Annotated in this window: 22 protein-coding genes and 1 pseudogene; 9 read left to right on the plus strand and 14 right to left on the minus strand. The window is 42.9% G+C overall.

Translation table 11 applies throughout. From position 1 onward, the window contains the following. Positions 1-23 precede the first annotated feature (23 nt). The 5 genes from PXH59_RS00295 to PXH59_RS00315 form a co-directional block, all read right to left on the minus strand. Positions 24-668 carry a hypothetical protein gene (locus tag PXH59_RS00295; protein ID WP_285808180.1) on the minus strand — a complete coding sequence of 215 codons (645 nt, stop codon included), beginning with the start codon at positions 666-668 and terminating at the stop codon, positions 24-26. Next, positions 668-1,333 carry a hypothetical protein gene (locus PXH59_RS00300; protein WP_285808182.1) on the minus strand — a complete coding sequence of 222 codons (666 nt, stop codon included), beginning with the start codon at positions 1,331-1,333 and terminating at the stop codon, positions 668-670. The genes PXH59_RS00295 and PXH59_RS00300 overlap by 1 nt, the downstream gene beginning before the upstream one ends. Positions 1,334-1,343: 10 nt before the next feature. Next, entirely contained in the window at positions 1,344-2,897 is a 1,554-nt protein-coding gene (locus PXH59_RS00305) for a hypothetical protein (RefSeq protein ID WP_285808184.1), read from the minus strand. 6 nt (positions 2,898-2,903) lie between these two features. Then, a complete protein-coding gene (locus PXH59_RS00310; RefSeq protein ID WP_285808185.1) occupies positions 2,904-3,287 on the minus strand; it encodes a hypothetical protein in 384 nt (127 codons plus the stop codon). A gap of 67 nt (positions 3,288-3,354) precedes the next feature. Further along, positions 3,355-4,956 (minus strand): DUF8615 domain-containing protein, encoded by a 1,602-nt coding sequence (locus PXH59_RS00315; RefSeq protein ID WP_285808186.1) that lies wholly within the window; start codon positions 4,954-4,956, stop codon positions 3,355-3,357. A 438-nt stretch (positions 4,957-5,394) separates the two neighbouring features. Here PXH59_RS00315 and PXH59_RS00320 point away from each other — a divergent pair, with 438 nt between their 5' ends. From PXH59_RS00320 to PXH59_RS00345, 6 genes are read left to right on the plus strand one after another with little or no spacing between them, the layout of a single operon-like run. Next, complete coding sequence (locus tag PXH59_RS00320) at positions 5,395-7,131, plus strand: type VI secretion system baseplate subunit TssF (protein WP_285808187.1); 1,737 nt, start codon at positions 5,395-5,397, stop codon at positions 7,129-7,131. Between the two features lie 18 nt (positions 7,132-7,149). Then, the gene (tssI, locus tag PXH59_RS00325; RefSeq protein WP_285808189.1) at positions 7,150-9,321 is read left to right on the plus strand and encodes a type VI secretion system tip protein TssI/VgrG; all 2,172 of its coding nucleotides are present in this window, start codon (positions 7,150-7,152) and stop codon (positions 9,319-9,321) included. Between the two features lie 2 nt (positions 9,322-9,323). Further along, entirely contained in the window at positions 9,324-10,484 is a 1,161-nt protein-coding gene (locus PXH59_RS00330; RefSeq protein WP_285808191.1) for a VRR-NUC domain-containing protein, read from the plus strand. A 4-nt stretch (positions 10,485-10,488) separates the two neighbouring features. Beyond that, the gene (locus PXH59_RS00335) at positions 10,489-10,836 is read left to right on the plus strand and encodes a hypothetical protein (RefSeq protein WP_285808193.1); all 348 of its coding nucleotides are present in this window, start codon (positions 10,489-10,491) and stop codon (positions 10,834-10,836) included. A gap of 16 nt (positions 10,837-10,852) precedes the next feature. Continuing rightward, a complete protein-coding gene (locus tag PXH59_RS00340; RefSeq protein ID WP_285808194.1) occupies positions 10,853-12,061 on the plus strand; it encodes a type VI immunity family protein in 1,209 nt (402 codons plus the stop codon). Then, entirely contained in the window at positions 12,045-12,314 is a 270-nt protein-coding gene (locus PXH59_RS00345; RefSeq protein WP_285808195.1) for a PAAR domain-containing protein, read from the plus strand. The genes PXH59_RS00340 and PXH59_RS00345 overlap by 17 nt, the downstream gene beginning before the upstream one ends. A 172-nt stretch (positions 12,315-12,486) precedes the next feature. Here the strand turns inward: PXH59_RS00345 and PXH59_RS00350 are convergent, their stop codons facing one another. Further along, on the minus strand, positions 12,487-13,119 hold the full coding sequence (locus PXH59_RS00350) for a hypothetical protein (RefSeq protein WP_285808198.1): 633 nt from the start codon (positions 13,117-13,119) through the stop codon (positions 12,487-12,489). A 171-nt stretch (positions 13,120-13,290) separates the two neighbouring features. Between PXH59_RS00350 and PXH59_RS00355 the strand changes: the two are divergent. The 3 genes and pseudogenes from PXH59_RS00355 to PXH59_RS00365 all read left to right on the plus strand — a co-directional run. Continuing rightward, positions 13,291-13,515, plus strand: a pseudogene (locus PXH59_RS00355) (helix-turn-helix domain-containing protein); the annotation flags it as partial. 322 nt (positions 13,516-13,837) lie between these two features. Continuing rightward, complete coding sequence (locus PXH59_RS00360; RefSeq protein WP_285808200.1) at positions 13,838-14,134, plus strand: type II toxin-antitoxin system RelE/ParE family toxin; 297 nt, start codon at positions 13,838-13,840, stop codon at positions 14,132-14,134. Positions 14,135-14,194: 60 nt separating this feature from the next. Continuing rightward, entirely contained in the window at positions 14,195-14,500 is a 306-nt protein-coding gene (locus tag PXH59_RS00365; protein WP_285808202.1) for a HigA family addiction module antitoxin, read from the plus strand. 88 nt (positions 14,501-14,588) lie between these two features. Here the strand turns inward: PXH59_RS00365 and PXH59_RS00370 are convergent, their stop codons facing one another. The 8 genes from PXH59_RS00370 to PXH59_RS00400 form a co-directional block, all read right to left on the minus strand. After that, entirely contained in the window at positions 14,589-14,789 is a 201-nt protein-coding gene (locus PXH59_RS00370) for a hypothetical protein (protein WP_285808204.1), read from the minus strand. Further along, positions 14,789-15,550: a phage baseplate assembly protein V gene (locus PXH59_RS00375; protein ID WP_285808206.1), complete on the minus strand. Its 762-nt coding sequence runs from the start codon at positions 15,548-15,550 to the stop codon at positions 14,789-14,791. Before PXH59_RS00375 ends, PXH59_RS00370 begins: the two co-directional genes overlap by 1 nt. A 67-nt stretch (positions 15,551-15,617) precedes the next feature. After that, complete coding sequence (locus tag PXH59_RS00380; RefSeq protein ID WP_285808208.1) at positions 15,618-16,604, minus strand: hypothetical protein; 987 nt, start codon at positions 16,602-16,604, stop codon at positions 15,618-15,620. Further along, a complete protein-coding gene (locus PXH59_RS00385) occupies positions 16,601-17,332 on the minus strand; it encodes a hypothetical protein (RefSeq protein ID WP_285808210.1) in 732 nt (243 codons plus the stop codon). The genes PXH59_RS00380 and PXH59_RS00385 overlap by 4 nt, the downstream gene beginning before the upstream one ends. Before the next feature lie 74 nt (positions 17,333-17,406). Continuing rightward, the gene (locus tag PXH59_RS20010) at positions 17,407-17,478 is read right to left on the minus strand and encodes a hypothetical protein (protein ID WP_352232053.1); all 72 of its coding nucleotides are present in this window, start codon (positions 17,476-17,478) and stop codon (positions 17,407-17,409) included. Further along, complete coding sequence (locus tag PXH59_RS00390) at positions 17,450-17,725, minus strand: tail fiber assembly protein (protein WP_285808211.1); 276 nt, start codon at positions 17,723-17,725, stop codon at positions 17,450-17,452. Before PXH59_RS00390 ends, PXH59_RS20010 begins: the two co-directional genes overlap by 29 nt. Positions 17,726-17,727: 2 nt before the next feature. Then, positions 17,728-17,949 (minus strand): hypothetical protein, encoded by a 222-nt coding sequence (locus PXH59_RS00395; protein ID WP_285808212.1) that lies wholly within the window; start codon positions 17,947-17,949, stop codon positions 17,728-17,730. A 106-nt stretch (positions 17,950-18,055) separates the two neighbouring features. Continuing rightward, on the minus strand, positions 18,056-18,310 hold the full coding sequence (locus PXH59_RS00400; RefSeq protein ID WP_285808213.1) for a hypothetical protein: 255 nt from the start codon (positions 18,308-18,310) through the stop codon (positions 18,056-18,058). Positions 18,311-18,373: the final 63 nt, after the last annotated feature.

The following is an 18,373-nucleotide window of genomic DNA, read 5'->3' on the forward strand; positions in this document are numbered from 1 at the left end:
GTTTAACTCCAATTACTCTATAATTAACCGTATGTTGAAGAAATCTGAGAGCGGTTTAGCATCGCCTCAGATTGAATCATTAATTGCACGTCAGCTTTCATGAGATAGCCGTCACGACTTCTTGGACCATCTAGAGGAACCGATAAGCTTTCAATAACACAACCGCTCAGCACGACATTTCGTCCGATATTGATCATGACGGAACCTGGCACTCGACCAAGAGCGTTACCATCACCCATTGGATTCCCTACTGGAGAAATCGCGTTCACTTCAGGAGAGAACATCCGTTCTAGTTCCATAATGGCATCTTCAACCTCTGCTTTCGGGTTAGAAAGCGCATAGAGAGAAAGCACAATAGGATATGCATGTGGTTGATTCCCCTCCCAAACCTGACGGCTTGAGAGCGTTGTGACAGATGTCATGCCACTGGTAGCGTCAAACACAGCACCTGTCTGTAATATTCCACCTGTTTTGCTGAACTTAGAACCAACAGAATCCCCTTCAAATGGACTGTTCCAATTTGCATTCAGCTCCTTAGCAGTTCCTTCTCCAATAACGCCAACAACACAGGCATTACCCTGTTTAATCCAGCATTTGAGGTATTGGCTGACTTTCGGATCGTTGTTGCCAACAGATCTTGCTCCCGTAGATTGCCAAGATTTTGCCATCACATATTCCGCTGACGACGAATTTTCATTGACTTAGCACGTTTGCGGCGAGCCGCTGAATTATTTGCCTTGCTCCTGGCCTTTTTCAAAGCGGCTTTTTGAGAAGAAGAAAGTCGTTTTTTCTTCAGGGGTTTCTTGATAATTTTGACTAGGCCATCTCGAATGATCCTCTGAGTTGAATCAAGAATAAGTGTGGCTTTCACTGCATATTCTGAAATCAGTTCATCATCCGATTTCTCATTATTCGATAATTTATCATTCAGGTAGTTATGTAATTTTTCGCCAGCTTCTTCACTTTCATCATCAATAAATGTCTGAACATTAACAGAGTTAGCACCTAGCTCTACCAGAGAATCCGCAGCCATAGTTAGAATTTCATTAAACAATTCTTCCTCTGGTTCTGTAATATCATCGTCACCGTCCATATCAACGAGACCAGCTACAATAGCCTCAAAGTTTGAATAACTCGCATCGCTATCTTCCAACCAGGTTAAAGCTGCCGCCATACTATTAGCTCGGATCTGTTTTTCAGCTAAATCATCGCTTGCATCATCCAAAATCTGCTCTGGTATTTGATATCCAGTGTTGGGTTTTACAGCTGGCATGAAGCCAGCTGAATCAAACACAGGATCACCATTACCATATGGATAACCAGTTCCCCACATACATACTCCATTACGCCATCAGGCGAGGTTGAATTGCGATACGACGTGCTACGCCTGTTTGGGCGTAAGCAACTTCAATGTGCCAGTAGTCAATGTCTACTTGTTTTAGCGTGATACGGTATGGATTTTTCCCGTCTTTGCTTGGATTCCTTGGTTCCACGAATGCACCAGCTTCATAGCGTTTTTTACAAGTTTCGTCCGCAAGACGCTGAAGGTTTTTAGGCAGAAAACCGTCTGGTTCAAATTGAACTGCCGCAGCAGACTGTAAAAACTCATGGCATAAGTCATTGAGGATCGCAGTTGTATGTTCAAAGCGTAGATAATTTTGTTTGTACCAGATGTTAAGGCAATCATTAATGACTTTACCTTTTGATACTGGATTGATACGTGCTTTTACCAACTCTGTTGGCTGCAATTTTCCTGTCAGGTATATAGGTTCAATACCTCTACGGTTAATCGTTCCCCGTTTTTGACCGGCCGCAGTAAAATGAGCACCTTTGACCGCAGCATGACCTGTTGGTGTGGCGAAACACTTAGATTTTGCTGCTGTAGCAGCACCAGATATACCCCAAACGCTCTTACCTCCGTACCATTCATCTGTGGCTTTGTATGGATAGTGGAAACAAGACGCCTGATAGGATTCAAGGTTCGCATCTTCAAGCCATGCTTTGGCAGCGACCTCGGTTAGCCAAGGTGGAACATCAAAGCGGAACTGTGCCAAACGGCCATCGGCAATAGAGATCATGTGAGAAATAACGGATGGATCATAATTACCTGCGGCAAACGACAGGTTAAAATCAATATCATCTGTTTTGAGGAGATCCCATGCTTTCTTCCAGTTGTTCACCGTTGGTTCACTGCCATTGGTGCCACCTTCGAAAATTTCCTGGCACACTTTCACAGCAGTAAAGTTAGTATTTGTAGCCAGTTCAGCGCGAAAACGAGAACCATGTTCTTCAAGCACATTAGGAAGATAAGCTGTTAAGCCTGAATCATTAACGTCATCAACATCAATTCCAACTACATAGCTTTCGCCAGTGATTGCCTGCCATTCACTCGAAATTTGTTCTTCAAATGACAGCGTAAATCGTTGGTTTTTTGCATCAATATCACTGATTACAAGACGGCGTTTTGTTGATGGTTCACCATCAACAGGATAAACCGCTAACCAGTGGCCACTTGCTAAACTCAGAGATGTACCATAACTGTGCGCTGATTTCATTGCTGTTGCTTCAGGGGGAACAGGCAATGCGATTGATGGATATTTTGCATCATCCGGTACGACACGAACGACATAACAGCATTGTAAGTCGTCAAGAGCATCTTTCAGATGCCGTAAACCTTCAGCTTTTGTACCTTGATTCATTGGTAGGGGACGCCCTAAAACTTCTTCCCAATCATTCGCAGTGACTGTAATTATTTTACCAACAGGTCCTTTCGACGAAATGAGAGCACATGCCCCTACCGCTGTATCCCCCCCATTCGAGGTGTAATTATTATCAATAGGCGGCAGGACAGAAATTCCTGCGGCTTGAGTAACGAATTTACTGATCATTCCAGACATGATGAATTACTCCGCTGATTTGATTTGCATTTCTACCCACGGCTTATCAGCAAGAGCAGATTGCAACGCTGTTAGCTCTTTTTTGTTTGTCGTGATTTGGACTTTTTGGCAATGACCATTGATAGCAAGGATGCTGCCATCTTCACGTAGAATTTCATGGCCTGATACGCTGTTGTTTTTCAAAATCACCACCAGCTCATCATCAGGTACAGTGAATTTTGCATTATTCGTCTCTACTGTATTGCTGCTGGTGCCAATTGGAGATTTTTCGCCCATTCCCTCGAAAAGTTCACTTACCGTAATTGGGTCATCAGTAGCAACAGTATCTGTTGGACTGGTATTTTTTGTGGTAGTAGTTGTTTTATTGTCCATATTTTTTTTGGCTGTCATACGTAACTCCAGTTGAATCAAAAAAGGAATGAATACCGCTAATCAGCGGTTTTTATTCTTTGACATGTTAGGATTTAGGTACAAGACGTAACCACATGAACCAATCACGTCCGTTGTGTGGATGTAGATCGCGATAAGCCAGCTCATAAAGTGTACTTTCGTGTTTCAGGCCGCGACCGATAGGGTGTGCGTAGTTAATTGCCGGAATTGCATCACCCGCCACATAACCAGCGTCACCATGTTCTCGACCTTTTGCGTAACACATAATTGCCCAAGGATCGTCCATATACGGATCTTCTTTAAACTTGTAGCCAAAAATAGTGCCAACATAGTGAGGTTGTGGAAGTTGACGGTAGTTAGGTGCATATACCAGATGAGGAACACCGATTGATTTCAGAATGCGAGCCGCTTCCCGACCAGCAACCAGGCCAACCAGACCACTGCGTTTGGTTCGGTTAAGCAGTTCTGTTGAAATCGCTAGAAGAGTGACTTGTACAGCTTCATAGTGATCGCGGAAGGTTAAACCGCCTGGGATTTCCAAACTGAAGGTTTTTTCACCCTTCGCGTAGAAATACATATCATTAAGACGCTTACGGTCCTTTTCCGCTGCCAGCAAATTACGAGCAGTAGCCAATTGCATACTGGCAATATCAATATTGTATTCGCGCTTACCAGTAAATTGAGATTGAATGGAGTTTGAACTGGCAAGCGCAGATTCATGTGGGAACAGCTCATAACTCATCATTTCATGTTCAACAGTTGGAATTAATGTCGGGTCTTTCTCAATTGAAATGTCCGCAATAGTATGGATTTCAATACCGTTCTTCGGTGCTTTTGAGAATTTCAGAGACAGTTGACCAACCTGGTAATTGACGATGCCGGTAAAAGTGACTGTATCATTGTCAGAATCAAGGAATTTACCGAAAATACCGCCTTTAGCGTCATCCCCACCAACAGGAATACGATCAACCAAAATACGAACTTTGCCTTTAACAAAGGGCATAGCCTTCGCTTTTGTAGCAATATCGAAAGTAAATTCAGTTTTTGAACCATCACCGTTACCAAGTAAATGACGTTGATCCATTGATGAATATTGACCATTAAAATCGACGTCAATCAAATCACCTTCTTTTAGATCGCCAAACGTTGAACCTGCTACACGATTGATTCGGAATATTTCAGATTTGTTATAGTTTGCTGGGATTTGAGTCACCATGTCGTTGGTGATCATCATCAGCTGAACAGGCACAACCAGAGCAACCATGCGGTTACGTTGAATAATACCTTCAGATGAACTCATAGAACCATCTCCTGCACTATCCAGAATGGCCCGGAGATGTTCATTAGTTGTATTTGAGTCCAGCATGTTAGCAATGCTGTTTTGCATCGAAGACATCAACTCAGCTGATGGCATTTCTCCATGAATGGAGTGATAGTGACGGATCGCATTAGCTGCCGTTCCTGCAATCATTACACCGGATTCACCGGCAGCATCAAAAATAGAACCTTCTACGCTTTGGCGGATGGATTCATTACGTACAGCATTGTCGGTAATGATTTCACCATTGCTCATTTGAGGCATGATGATAGTTTGTGCCAACTGTGCAGCATTATTATTAATTTGCGCGACTTGTGCTTGGTATGCCTCGGTTGTGCTAGGAGTTCCCATTGCCTTTTCCTTATTGGATATGCGCACCGGCATTGGTGCATCAAAACATGGTTATTCCATGAAAGGCTAACAAGAGCGCTAACAACCAGCACCTACACAAAAATTTTAGTTATCCGAACCTTACCGAATGAGTTAAATCTTTAAAATATTCTGTTTGAACTTGCTATCAGATCAATACGTGTTAGCAATAATGCTTTTCTATAATTCGAAATTTGCCTCAAATCACAAAACTTGCCTTTCATAAATCAAATTTAACGAACAATTTCGTAAAATATGCATAAATATCCTCAATTCTCAGAAATGTATAAATTTTATCGATAAAATGCTGATGAATAAATCATCAAAAACATAGAATAGCCAGACTTTAAAAAGGATTTCAATCCGCAATGCTGGTCTATTTATCAGATAAATTTATTGAACAGTGGAAAAGGAAGTGATGTGAAAAATTTCGAGGATTATTTTCAACACGAGATCGAGTATCTTCGCGCGTTACAGCGACTGGTTCGTCAAGAAAAACCGCATCTGGCAGACATCCTCAGCGGACACGACCCTGATGTAGAAAAACTTCATGAAGGTTTTGCCTTTCTGACCGCCCGTCTGCACCAAAAAATTGATGATGGAATTCCTGAATACAGTCAACCGTTACTGCAACGGTTACATTCTCAGGTAATAAAAGGTATTCCCGCAACCAGTATCGTACAACTGAAGAGCAAACCAAGTACCGATACCGCGTATTCCGTTCCGATAAACCGCCAAATTATCACCGAAGACGGCACATCATTCATAACCTGTCGCGCCTGTGATATTGAACCACTGGAAATTGTTCGGCGGGAAATTCAGCATCAGACTAAAGAAACCCGACTAACCCTGACATTCCGTTATACGGGCAAGGATACACGCTGGAAAATCAGTCCGATCAACCTGTTTCTCAGTGCGGATGAAATTGTGGCAGAGACTCTGATGCTGGCACTGACACAAGAAGCGGGTGACATTCAATTACATGAAGAAACTTCGTCTTATCCCATGAATGGCCTGAGTATGGCATCTTTACAGGGCACGTCACGGCTTATTTTGTCCCCTCCACAACGGGCAGGCAATTGGGCACCACAAATGCTGATGGAATCGCTTTATCTGCCGCATGTTCATCATTTCATTACCTTAGCTTTGCCGACAACCATGCGAAGCTATGTATTAATGGCAGAAGCCCGTGAATTTACGGTCACGATCCCCTTAAACTGCGAGCTAGCTATTTCAGAGGCGCAAATGGCTGAAGCATTTCACCTTCATTGTGTGCCGGTGGTTAACCGACAATCGTCGCAGCTTACTGTGCCATTCACGCCGGAGACTGAACGCTACAGTTTGCCCTTACCGTCCGCAGAAGGATTGCTGGATATTACTGATGTCGAACTGGAACACGAACCGGATGAAGAACATGATCGGGGTAATGAATTCCGATTTTACCCAGATAGTTTGCTAACCGGTATGGATCGTTTCCCGGAGAATGAACAGATTTGGTTTTATTCGCTGGAAGTGAGTGAGGATGCATTAGGCCGGTTCCAATATGACTTGATATTCCGGGATAGCCGGGGACAAGTGATGACGCAACCTCCGGCCCGGAAATTTATCTGTCAGGTGACTACATTCAGACTTCAGGCGGTATCATTAGGTGTTGACGAGCGGTGTTATGTCGATGAAACGCTCCCTGATAATGTGCAAATCAAAAATCTGACACTGCCTTCGTTACCCTATCCCCCACTGACTGACAGCCACCGCTACTGGACATTGCTGTCTCATTATTCTTCCAGCCCGTTCTTATTGTATTCCGTTAACATGCTTAAAGAGTTATTGCACGGCTATGACTTTTATACAGAAACAGATCGCAACCGGAGCCGAACATTGCGGAGCAGAATTGGGGGGCTTGTTGCTGTGCATTCGAAAACCAGTGACTGGCTGATTAAGGGTATTCCTCATCGCTGTCTGTTTATCGAACTGATTCTGGATGACGGTGCCTATTCGCATGAAGGGGAGGCTTTCATGTTTGCCCATAGCGTATCCCAGTTTCTGCCATTTTGCCTGACACAGGATATGCACATGTTAGTGACCTGTCGCACCACGGCGGGAAAATATTATGGTTTCTCACGTTATCCCATACAGGGATATCGCCCGTTAATGTAACAATAAGGAAATACGGTTATGGATGGTTTGGTTTTTACCTGTCAAATAGGCCGGCTCCCGTCAACGACCTTTCAGGTGGTGAACTTCACGTTGCGGGAGCATTTATCTCAGCTTTTTCAACTTAACCTGGCGGTAGTCAGTGCCAACAATCGTGTTCCGCTGGGTGAGCGACTTAATCAGGACGCTTCGCTGACAGTCAAACGCAATGGTGTGGTGGAGCGAACCGTCAACGGTATTGTCGCAGGCGCCGCACAGGGTAATACCGATGGTAATCAGACCTATTACACCTTTACCTTGCGCCCGGAAATGTGGCGTATGACACTCAATCAGGACAGCCGTATTTTTCAACGCCTCTCTGTCCCGGATATTCTGAAAAAATTATTGTCAGAGCACCGCGTCAAATCAGACAGCAAATTTTATAGCAACGCTGGCTACCATGCACCCCGGGAGTACATTACCCAGAAGCGGGAATCCGCCTATGAATTCTGGTGCCGATTAGCGGCAGAAGAAGGCATTATCTTCTGGTTTGAAGAGAATAAAATGTTCTACAGTAATTCCCACCTCGGCATGACAGCAGCACTACCGTTGGTCTACAACCCGCAACCGGATACGAATGATACCGATTCTACGGTCTGGCAGTGGCAGTATGGTGAATATTTATGCCCGGATGAGTTTATCCATAAAGATTACAACTACCTGCGGCCTTCTCAGCCGATGCAAACCCAATCCAACGCAGAACAAGGCGGTGGACATTCTGTTTTTGAAAGTTACGGACGTTTCCAGTGGGGTAAAGAAGGGCAACCGTTCGGAAAACTTCGCCTGAACCAGATTAACAGCGAAAGCAAACTGGGTTCTGCACAGTCTAACTGCATCAAATTACGACCCGGTAAAATCTTTACCCTCAGTGCGCATCCCTCTGAAACCATGAATGATCGCTGGCAGGTGGTGAGTATCACGCATCATGGCAGCCAGCCGCAAGCTGCTGGGAACGATGGTAGCGGCACCACACTAACCAGCGATATGACCTTTATTCCCGGCTTTGATGACTGGAGGCCGCCGTATCACTACAAGCCATTGGCCGATGGTGACGAGCTGGCAACAGTCGTCGGACCGGAAGGCGAAGAAATCTTCACCAATGACTTAGGCGCGATTAAAGTCCACTTTCACTGGAACCGCTACGATAAACCCGGTGACGGTTCGTCCTGTTGGGTACGTGTCGCACAAGGCTGGAATGGTAACAATTTCGGCTTTATGGCCATTCCGCGTATTGGTCAGGAAGTTATTATTTCTTACCTGAACGGCGATATTGACCGTCCGATAGTGACCGGCTGCAATTACAATGGCCGCAACAGTCCGCCGCTGGATTTACCGGGCCAAAAAACCCGAACCACTTTTAAAACCAAAACGCACAAAGGCGAAGGCTTTAACGAACTGCGCTTTGAGGACGCCAAAGGCAGCGAGGAAGTGTATATCCATGCCCAAAAGGATATGAACACCAAGGTACTTAACAACCGTACTACCCATGTTGATAAGGATCATGAAGAACGTATCGGGCAGGATCAGAAATTAACCGTGGTTCGTGACCAGTTTGAAGAGGTTCAACGCAGCCGCCAGACGGTCATTAAACTGGATGATGACGAGTCTGTTACGGGTAATCAGACTCTGCTGGTTGAGAAAAATCAGTCCAACACCATTACCGGGCAACAAAGCATCAAAATCGGTAAAAGCCAGTTACTGGAAATTAATGATAATCAGGAAGTGCATGTCGGTAAGCATATCGTACTGCAATCCCAAAGCGGCCGGATCACTATCGGGAACTCAGGTGGCCATATCATTATTGAACCAACCGGCGCGATTACGATTTCGGGCTCGTCCATTTCCTTGACCGAACATACGGCTGGCAAAGCCGGTGCTGAAGCTCTGTTTGATTATTCCGGGCGCTATATTCTGACTAACAGCAAGAACGAGAATAAACCGCTGACTAATACCCTATACCAGATAAAAACCCCATCAGGCATTGTGTCCGGTCGTACTGATGCTGCGGGACGTACTGCAATTGTGCAAACGCAGCAGGCTGATTCACTGGAATTCAGTATTCCGGAAGAACAGAAAAAGAAAAAAACGCAAACACTATACCACGTTGGCGATAACCAGCCTGTGGATTATACGATGGAATTTAAGGAGGAATAAAAATGGTTCAGCAATTAAAACCGGGCGGAATGTGCCCTGCAATTACCTCAGTCCATTGTCGAATGGAGCAAATTGAATTTCCGAAAGATGAAGATCAATGTTATCTGGTAAAAAAAGCCGCATTAGCAATTTGGGCACCGAAAATAGTGCTTGGCAAAAAAGGATATATTTCTCTCAAACAGGTTGCGATGAGCCAATTTATTAAAATAGAAGAGAAGGTATATGACTGGCTATGGCCCTACAAAGCTGAAGTCACATTTTATATGAGGGATCTTGGAGCACCATTACCTAAATTGGCGACTAGCGCAGAAAACAAGAAACTTTATTCCGGTAATTTGCCGCATTCCCAAAGCTGGTTTCCCAACTTATCTAAGCAAGCCCTTATAGATCATGGTATTACCGGTTTTCGGCGACCTGATATTATTCTGGTGAAAAATAAGCAATTACGCTGGCCGGGACGTGATGCAACCTACCTTGATGGATCGACTCATCCTGATAATTTGAAAGTATTAATTGAGGTTAAATTTCCGGGTGATACGATGTCAGAAGGACAGAAACGAGATTATCCCCTCATTGCTACTAAGGAACGTTTTGGTATTTTTGTAGTTGAAGAAAATCGAAACTCTAAAGAATGGGAAACGATGTCAGAAGCCGCTAAAGCAGCAGAAAGGGAGAATGTCAGAAAGCACGTAGCCCTATTTGGCCGCCTTTTATCGCCAGCTGGTAACGGAAATACCTCCCCCTCTCCCTTACCGATACCAACCCATCCCGAAATCGCCCGGTATATGCCTAAACATCTCCCGCTTGTGAGTGAAAAACCGTGGCAACATACCCCTGTATTTAGCATTTGGATGGCATTATCCCATGATAAAAATGTACCTCCATTAATTATGCCTCCTAATGAGTCCTCGTTTGAAGAACGGGTAAAAGAATACTATAACCAGGGTGTCCAATGGGTAACAGACGGCTTTACCTATACCAAAGATAAGGTGGTTCGTAGTTGGGAATGGACATGGAATTTAGCGGCCAGTGGGTTCAATTACCTGAGTGATAAGACACGTGCAGCCTTGGCGGCTTGTGGGGCTTGGTTTCGTGAATCAGGTAAATGGATTGCAGATGAACTTATTGATCCAGTAACGAAAAAAAGTAAGTTATGCCATTAACTGGGTGAGTGAAAAAACCGGAGAAATTATTCGTCTTACTGAGGCAAAACTCAAAGAAGCCGTAGAAACAATCTATAAGTACACCGATCTGACAATAGAAGCACTGAAACAGGTTGATTGGTATCAGATAGCCGCTGACCTGGGCAATGGTACAATTCAGTTTTTGATAAAAATCGGTGAGAAAATCGTGACTATTGTTGAAACGATATTAGTCGTTGCGGCTATCGTTTTAGTAGCGGCTTTAATTATCTGGCTGGGTAGCATTATTGGTGGTGCGGCGGCTGCAATATGGGCGACATTGACAGCAATAGTGGCCGGTATTACCGCCGTAACAGCAACCGCAACAGCTTAATAAGGAAAAAATTTGTATGAATAAAGAAGCCTATTTCGAACATATCAAAGCACAATTAACGGGATTTACTCTGCAAAGTGAACGCGATATTACAGTAACCCGTTTGGGGCTGGCAATTACTCTGATCTTCAAACAAGGCTATACCCGTGAAATAAAGGAACGTACTTTAGCCTGTTATCGCCGTTTTCGGGAAATGTACGGCGATAAGTTAAGATTTCATACCCATGAATTTGATGGTATGAAAAAATATTCTGCCGAGAATATCGAGAAAGTTGAACAATTAATTTTGAAAGCAGACAACGGTATGTTTGTTGGTAATAAAATCTGTGGTTGGTATGTCAGTGATGCGAAGAAGGCTAATGATGCACCTCAATATATTATGCGTTATCTTGATACATGGGAAACAGCAGGCAATAAAGCCAGTTCTTATTTATGTCTAGTATTACCGTGGGATCAGTTGGCAACAGAGAAGGGGAAAGCTGAATTTAATGACTGGTTGACCTTTCTTTGTGAACAGCTTAATCCCGATCATGGAGAATGTGGTTATACACTCGTATTACCACGGGACTATGAAATATATATGCCGCAAGAGTATCAGCTTGCTAACCGTTATCCGGCGATGCAGGTTAACTCAAATATTTTTATAGACGCGATGTATTTCTTTAATTCTATTCGTAGTATTAACTGGATAACGTTACTGTCAACACGGTTTATTAAACGATTAGGAGGAGAGCAATGGGTAAGAAAAACATTGTCATCTTATCCTGATATTACTATCACTGAATATGGTAATGGATTAATTATTCGTGCAGGCGAATATCCCGATCTAACACCATTACCGGCCAATGGACCAGAAAGCTACTTTGCTATAAACGAGTTAATCCGCCCTATTCGTTATACCTTAAACCATGAGGGATACTCCTTACATACCTATGGAGAAGGTCATTTTACCAAGAAAACAAGCGCCCTTTGGTATGCCCGTTATGACCAAGGCCCGTTACAGGTTGAACCCTTGATAGCCGGTGAACCTGCCAGAGTTGATGGTTACTGGACCACAAAAGGGCGTGAAGGACTGGAAAACGTCATTCTGCAAGGCGATATCGCACCAGATATAGAGGGAAATGCACCGGGGACAACTGTGTGGCGTTTGGTGCGTCAGATTAATCATGATGATGACAAAGATTTAAGGGAACTTGAGGCGCAACAAAATGCGGGCAATCATTAATGGGAAAAAAATTATCCTGAAAGGCGACACCACCAACACTGGCGGAAAGGTGTTAACCGGTTCAGACTTAACTAAACACGGCGAGCCGGTAGCTTGTGTCGATGACAGTGTATTTTGCCCGGCCTGTAAAAGCACTGGTGCCATTGCTGAAGGTTCATCGTTAACGGTGATACAGGGTAAAGCTGTTGCGCTGGAAGGGCACAAGGTGAATTGCGGTTGTCCGTCAGGGTGTACGCTGGTTGCGGCGGGTTAATCCTCCATTAAGTCATAGCAGTTACTATTATCGCTATGATTTTCCTCTTTCATAAATGTAAAAACTGAATTGAACTAGAGTAGGCATCTGAGCAGAAACTTACGATTTAGACTCCTTCGGGACACGCCAAAGCGTAAGTTTCTGCTCAAAATCACCTAATCACCTGCTTTTATCACCTCTTTGGTGTGAGTTCTAAGGCGTGTTTTTCCAAATCCAGATAAGCCCAATTATTACGGCATATCCATTGCATAACTTGTCCTGGTGGATCTGGATTTTGAGTGAAGGCTTTTACCGTTGCGTTGTACTCTTCTGGTGTGCAATGAGTATCACCAAATCGTTGTTGATTACGTCTGAGACCAGACAAATCTTCATCCTGCAATTGTGCTCGAAAAGCTGTGACTGCTTGATTAGGATTGATGGCAAAGAAAAAATAATCACCGCTTTCACACATCGTTGTAAGCACAGCCTGAATAATCGGATTTCCTGTAGGCACCAAACCGTGATAGATAGCATGATCATAGAATTCAAAGGCAAAATGAAGCACCGGGGCTGCACTGGCTCCAGCTCCTATTACGGAGTGACCAAAACGAAAGCCGCGTTCCGTTGTCATATCCGGGATAGATGTTTCTGGTCGTAGCGCTATACAACCTTTTTTTATTCCTTTTTCTTCAACATACCCCAGCGCAAAACACGGAGGAGTTGCCGTTATTAACTCGCTGATAAGCAATTCATTCATTATCAGGCGAGGTAAGTAGGTGTGAATTTCGCCCATAACAATACTTTCCTCATTCTGGTTAAAAATCATAAAGAAAACTCCACATAAGAGTTTTAAAAGGTCTATTTACTGTATCATTCATAAAAAAAGAAATATTATGCTAATTCTTTATTTGTGCCTTTTTATAGAGGGAGTTATGCCGGAACTGATGCCAAATGTAGAGAATAAAAAGATAGGCCAGCGTATCCGAAGCAAAGAAAAGAATTAGGATTAACAGCACAACAACTAGCCAACTCCGTCGGTATATCTCAACAACAACTTTCTCGGTATGAGACAGGCGATAATCAAATCAGCGCAGCTCGACTTTTCCAATTTGCTTTGATATTAGATACCCCAATTAATTGGTTTTTTGTCGATTGTTATTCAAAACCCAAAAATCACGATGGCTATGAGGTTGTCGATTTTCACTCAAAGCGAAGAAAGTAGCTCGTTACAAAGTAGTAAAGCTGAAATCTTGGTATTTACTAAACATTATCCATAATAAATTGAAATATATAGTTTTTTATAAAGTTAATATCGATATATTTCACTAAGTTTTAAGTGTCGTACTTTCTTTATCGATGCCACCCAAGCGTACTCCTTGAATCTTTTTCGCATTTACATGAAGCAATTTTCGTTACCTTGTGTAACGGAAATTGTTGCATTTTATTGTGATATGATATATTATTCGTTCCATAATGTAACGAATTACGTTGCATTAAGTTATAATGCGAGATACAATTTTCAATGAAAAATAAAGGGTTGAGGGATGATCAAGAGTTTTAAGGAAGGTCAGTCTGGTTCTTTGGCACAGTTCTATTTAAATGGCAAGCGGAGCAAAGAGATACCGGTGACAATAGAATCATCGCTGAAACGTAAACTCGATATTATAGAGTCAGCCACAACAGAGCGTTCTTTGTTTTCCCCACCGGGAAATAATTATGAACGTTTATCCGGTTCGCTAGAGGGATGGTCGAGTATTAGGGTCAATATTCAATGGCGGCTTATTTTTCAATGGCGGGATGGGGCGGCATACGATATTTACCTTGATCCTCATAACTATTAAACAAACAACCCCGCCATAAGCGGCGGGGGATTCAACTTAAAGAGATTAACAGAGGGTGTTATGGATACCATTTTAAGAGAACCGACGACTGTGGGTGAAATGCTCTCAGAAGAGTTTTTAAAGCCACTGAATATTACTCAAGCAAAATTAGGCGAGGCTCTTAATCTTTCCCGTCCGCGTATTACTGAAATTATTAGTGGAAAACGCCGGATTAGCATCGAAGAAGCAGTTATGTTGGCGGCTTTGTTTGAAACTGACTCTGATTTCTGGATTAACGTACAAGCCGGTCATGATCGCTGGGAAGCGCGGCAGCTGATGGCTCAGAAAACCAGTATCAAACCCATCAGCGCATTATTGGCGAGATGATTGTGATCTTGTTTAAGATTTTGTGTCATCGCAACATTGTTTAAAACTATTATTAAAACTCCCCGCATTTAACGCGGGGAGAAGTTAACTAGGTTATCTTGGCGTTTTCCCCACCGTAGTCACCACCCCCGATCACAATCACCTGCCCGTCAGCAGTAATGTGTTCAACCACCGCTTTTGCAATCGCTTCGGCTAATTCGTTCATTCTGCCATGTTCATTGGCAGCAAAATCAAATGAACGTAGGTTGTTTTCGATCATGCCTTTTAATTTACTGCTACTTAATGACACTACTTGCCTGCCGTCACTTGTGATGAAAAATCAGAATGGGGTCTGCCGGTAAAAGAGCAAAGGCATTCAGCCGTAACCACACCAGCCCCTTTGTTTAAATGAATACTTTTTGCATCTACGTGTGCTGAACCGTTCACATTAATGCGCCAGTATCCACCGGCTGTTTCAGTTAGATTACCGGTCGCATGATTTTCTATATTTCCGGTTGTTGAGTGATAACTATCGCCCTCAACATGCAAAATTGAGTTACCCCGGGTATCAAATTCAAATGCAGTGCCTGTTGGCATATGAGTTATTCGATATATGCTATCTTTTTCTATTTCAAACATCATGCCATGCAGAATATACACTTTGCTTTCATGATAACCCTGCGGGGTTGGGTGTGGTTCTTTCTGGTTACGTTTATGCTGATAACACCCTGCACCGGCGAATACTTCTTGCGGAAGATTCGGGATACCTCCCGGATTATGCTGAACAGAGCCGGTGATCCTTGGGCGACGGGTATCTTTTCTCCCGTGGGTATAATACGGAAAATCTACCCAGACTAAATCGCCCACTTGCACTGGCGTAAAATCACCTTCATTTGCTCTGGCCCCAATAGGAAGTTTATAGGTTGCCCACGGCAATTTATCGTCTGGTACATCATCAAATACCCCCCAAATACGCACCTGTACGCGCATTTGTTTTTCTGGGTCCATGACACTAATGACCACAGCTTCCAGCTCTGGGCGCTGTAGTAATAAATCTGCCGGGTTATTCATTTGATACCTTTTTTTATATTTAATTAATACTTATTGTATATTTAATTTATGTCTGTTAAATAGAGGTTTAATACTTATCCAGTATTCCTTTAATACGTGCATATAGCCTTTGATTTTTGTAGCTATGCGCAACAAGACCAATAATAACAAAGGTTGGCAGGCTTTCATCAATCGGCCTTTCTAAGTCAGAACGATTCCATACAATCCCAATGACATCACCAGCTCTCAATCCGCCGTTACCAAGCATATAAGCATCAAGCACAGGAATGGGTATTTTGCTCAGGTTATCCAGTACAAATTTACTGGTGACACCGGAATGCTCGATCGGGGCATTGACATACTTACCTGAATACACCATGCCCTTTTTGTCATCCCAACCAACAAAACGGCGTTGTATTAAATCGTTAATCAAAGAACTGTCATTCGGCAAAGAGTATTGCGCTATCTGATATTTTTCTCGCGTATCGTTGTAGTGATAAGTAAATGCTGGCTTGATAGTCTGAAGTTCAGCCAGAGTGCGAAATACGAGTGTACCTCGACGGATAAATGCCAGCGCACCCAGCTCTTTTGCCATTTGTCGTATTAACCGCGAAGGACGCTGTGCTGGCAGTAAATGAAAATCCAGCCGGATAGGAAAGGAGCCAACATCGATAGGCAGATTCGGTACTAACTGGCGAAGTATTTTGCTCACAGGTTCTCTGACAAAACAACGAGCCGTGGGCGAGGGTTGTTTGATATCGTACAGTGTTTTCAGAAGCAGGTTAAAGGTGATGGTATCGCTTTGGTTGACTGGCATAGTCATGACCACCCATTCAGCTTCCCAGCTCAATATATCGAGGTTAACCGGATCAGAAAGGACAATAGTAAATACATTGCTTTCTGTGATGGCCAGATCATCTCTGAGATACTTTTCTGTATCATCGTACTCAATAATGAGTTTTGGTCCGTCTAATGTTGTCGTTTCTATGAACGTGGCTTCTTTTAAAAATGACAGATCCAGCTCTTCACCCTTGAATAAAATTGACTGCACCAGCTGATGTTCATGCCGGCTCATAAAAAAATCTCTTCAAATGGCCTGAATTCCACTTTCCAGTGAACCGGATTAACATGATTCACTCCTTTGCCATACAAAACAGGAGCATTGACTCTATGCTCTACCTCAACGGCATAAAGTCGGCCATCCGTGTAGTTTTGGCTCAGGTTATTCGCTTCGATAGTTTGCGAGTTTTCGATAGTAAGCGGCAATTGGATCTCTTCACCAAATAACGTATAGGTGATGTAAAAACGATGACCACCCGCCCGACGACAAGCGATATGCATATGCCAGGCAAGCAGTAAACGCTCTACTGAGGCTTTATCGTTACCCATAACAACAATGCGATAAGTCAGCTCCAGATAACTGATACTGATATTGGTTTTCTTCAGTAGTGCATCATCCCAGCCCGTTGCGCTCTCGACAAACTGAGCATATTCGGCTGATGCACTGCGAAATCCTATCGGTCGGTAATAGTTGATCAAAGGTAAGCGAGCGGCATTGAATTTACGCAGACCATCGCTACTTTGTTGTTTCTGAAACTGGCGAATAGCCTGAATAAAGGATTTCGGAGAGTCATAGTCACCACGAAAAACCTGTTGTTTAGAATCACGTTGTAAGAACGCTTTTACATGGTGCGGGCAGCTTTCCGGCTCTAACTCAGATAACGCATCAACAATATGACAACCAAAGGCGATATCCACGGGATAAAAATCAGTAAGGTCGTTCTTTTCGGTTATCTCAGTCATGGTCATTACCCAATGAAAAAGGGATAGCTATAACGCTATCCCTTTTCTGAGCTGAGATCGCCAACAGAAAAATGTTAGATCGATGGTTTTATAGGCCAGATAACTTTATCAGGGTCCTCATACGCTTGAGGAATATCTCGTAACAACTGACGATACTGCACAAATTCCGCCTTTTTTTTCGGTACTGAGTGGGGAATCGGGTACTTGCGTCCAATCGGTATCCGTAATTAACCAATCTCTTTTCTTTTTTAAATCTGCCCATTTTATTTCCATAATAGTGTTGATATCGACAATAGACACATTCCCAAATTTTTCATGGTATTCTTCCAGTGTTTTACTGCCATCGTTCAAACTATAATGAATACCATTTTTAACAAAAACGATACTTTCCATATTTAGATTTCATCTCCGGTGAGTATATTTTTAATTTCTTCCCATGAAGTAGGAAAATCCTTTTCTTTTATCGCATCAAAAAATTTAAAATCCAATGCCATATAACTGGCTGATTTTATCTCAAGTGCAGCACTGTTATGTGATGAGTTTTGCACGGCAATAAAGACTGGAGCATCATTTTCATTAGCTCTGTCGATAAAGAATTTTACCCGTGGATTACCCACGCTTCAATATCATGCCTACCTGACCGGTATAACCTGCGTGAGCCTGAGATAAACTCAGAAATGACAGTGATCCCACATTGTTACCACCGTGCAGAGCTATATGAACTCAGGGATTTAATGTTGTTAGCTTGTTTTTAATTCTATATAACTGAACTACGTGCCAGTTCTCAGTATCTTTTACGAGAAATGGTTCCGGAAATCCAGAGTAATATTCTTTTATATATGAACTAGAGGATTTCAAATTTTCTAACTCTTTAATAGCTTTATCTAATTTATTGTCTATATCGTTAGCTTTATTGTTTACTGTTTCAGTTAAACGATGATTACTTTCAATTAACGCCTTGAATTGTGTATTATTCATGAAAACTATCCATATACATTGGTTTATCTACTAAAACTACCCAGTGGCCATTTAAGGCCACAT

The sequence above is a fragment of the Xenorhabdus bakwenae genome, assembly GCF_030272115.1.
GTDB classification, from domain to species: domain Bacteria; phylum Pseudomonadota; class Gammaproteobacteria; order Enterobacterales; family Enterobacteriaceae; genus Xenorhabdus; species Xenorhabdus bakwenae.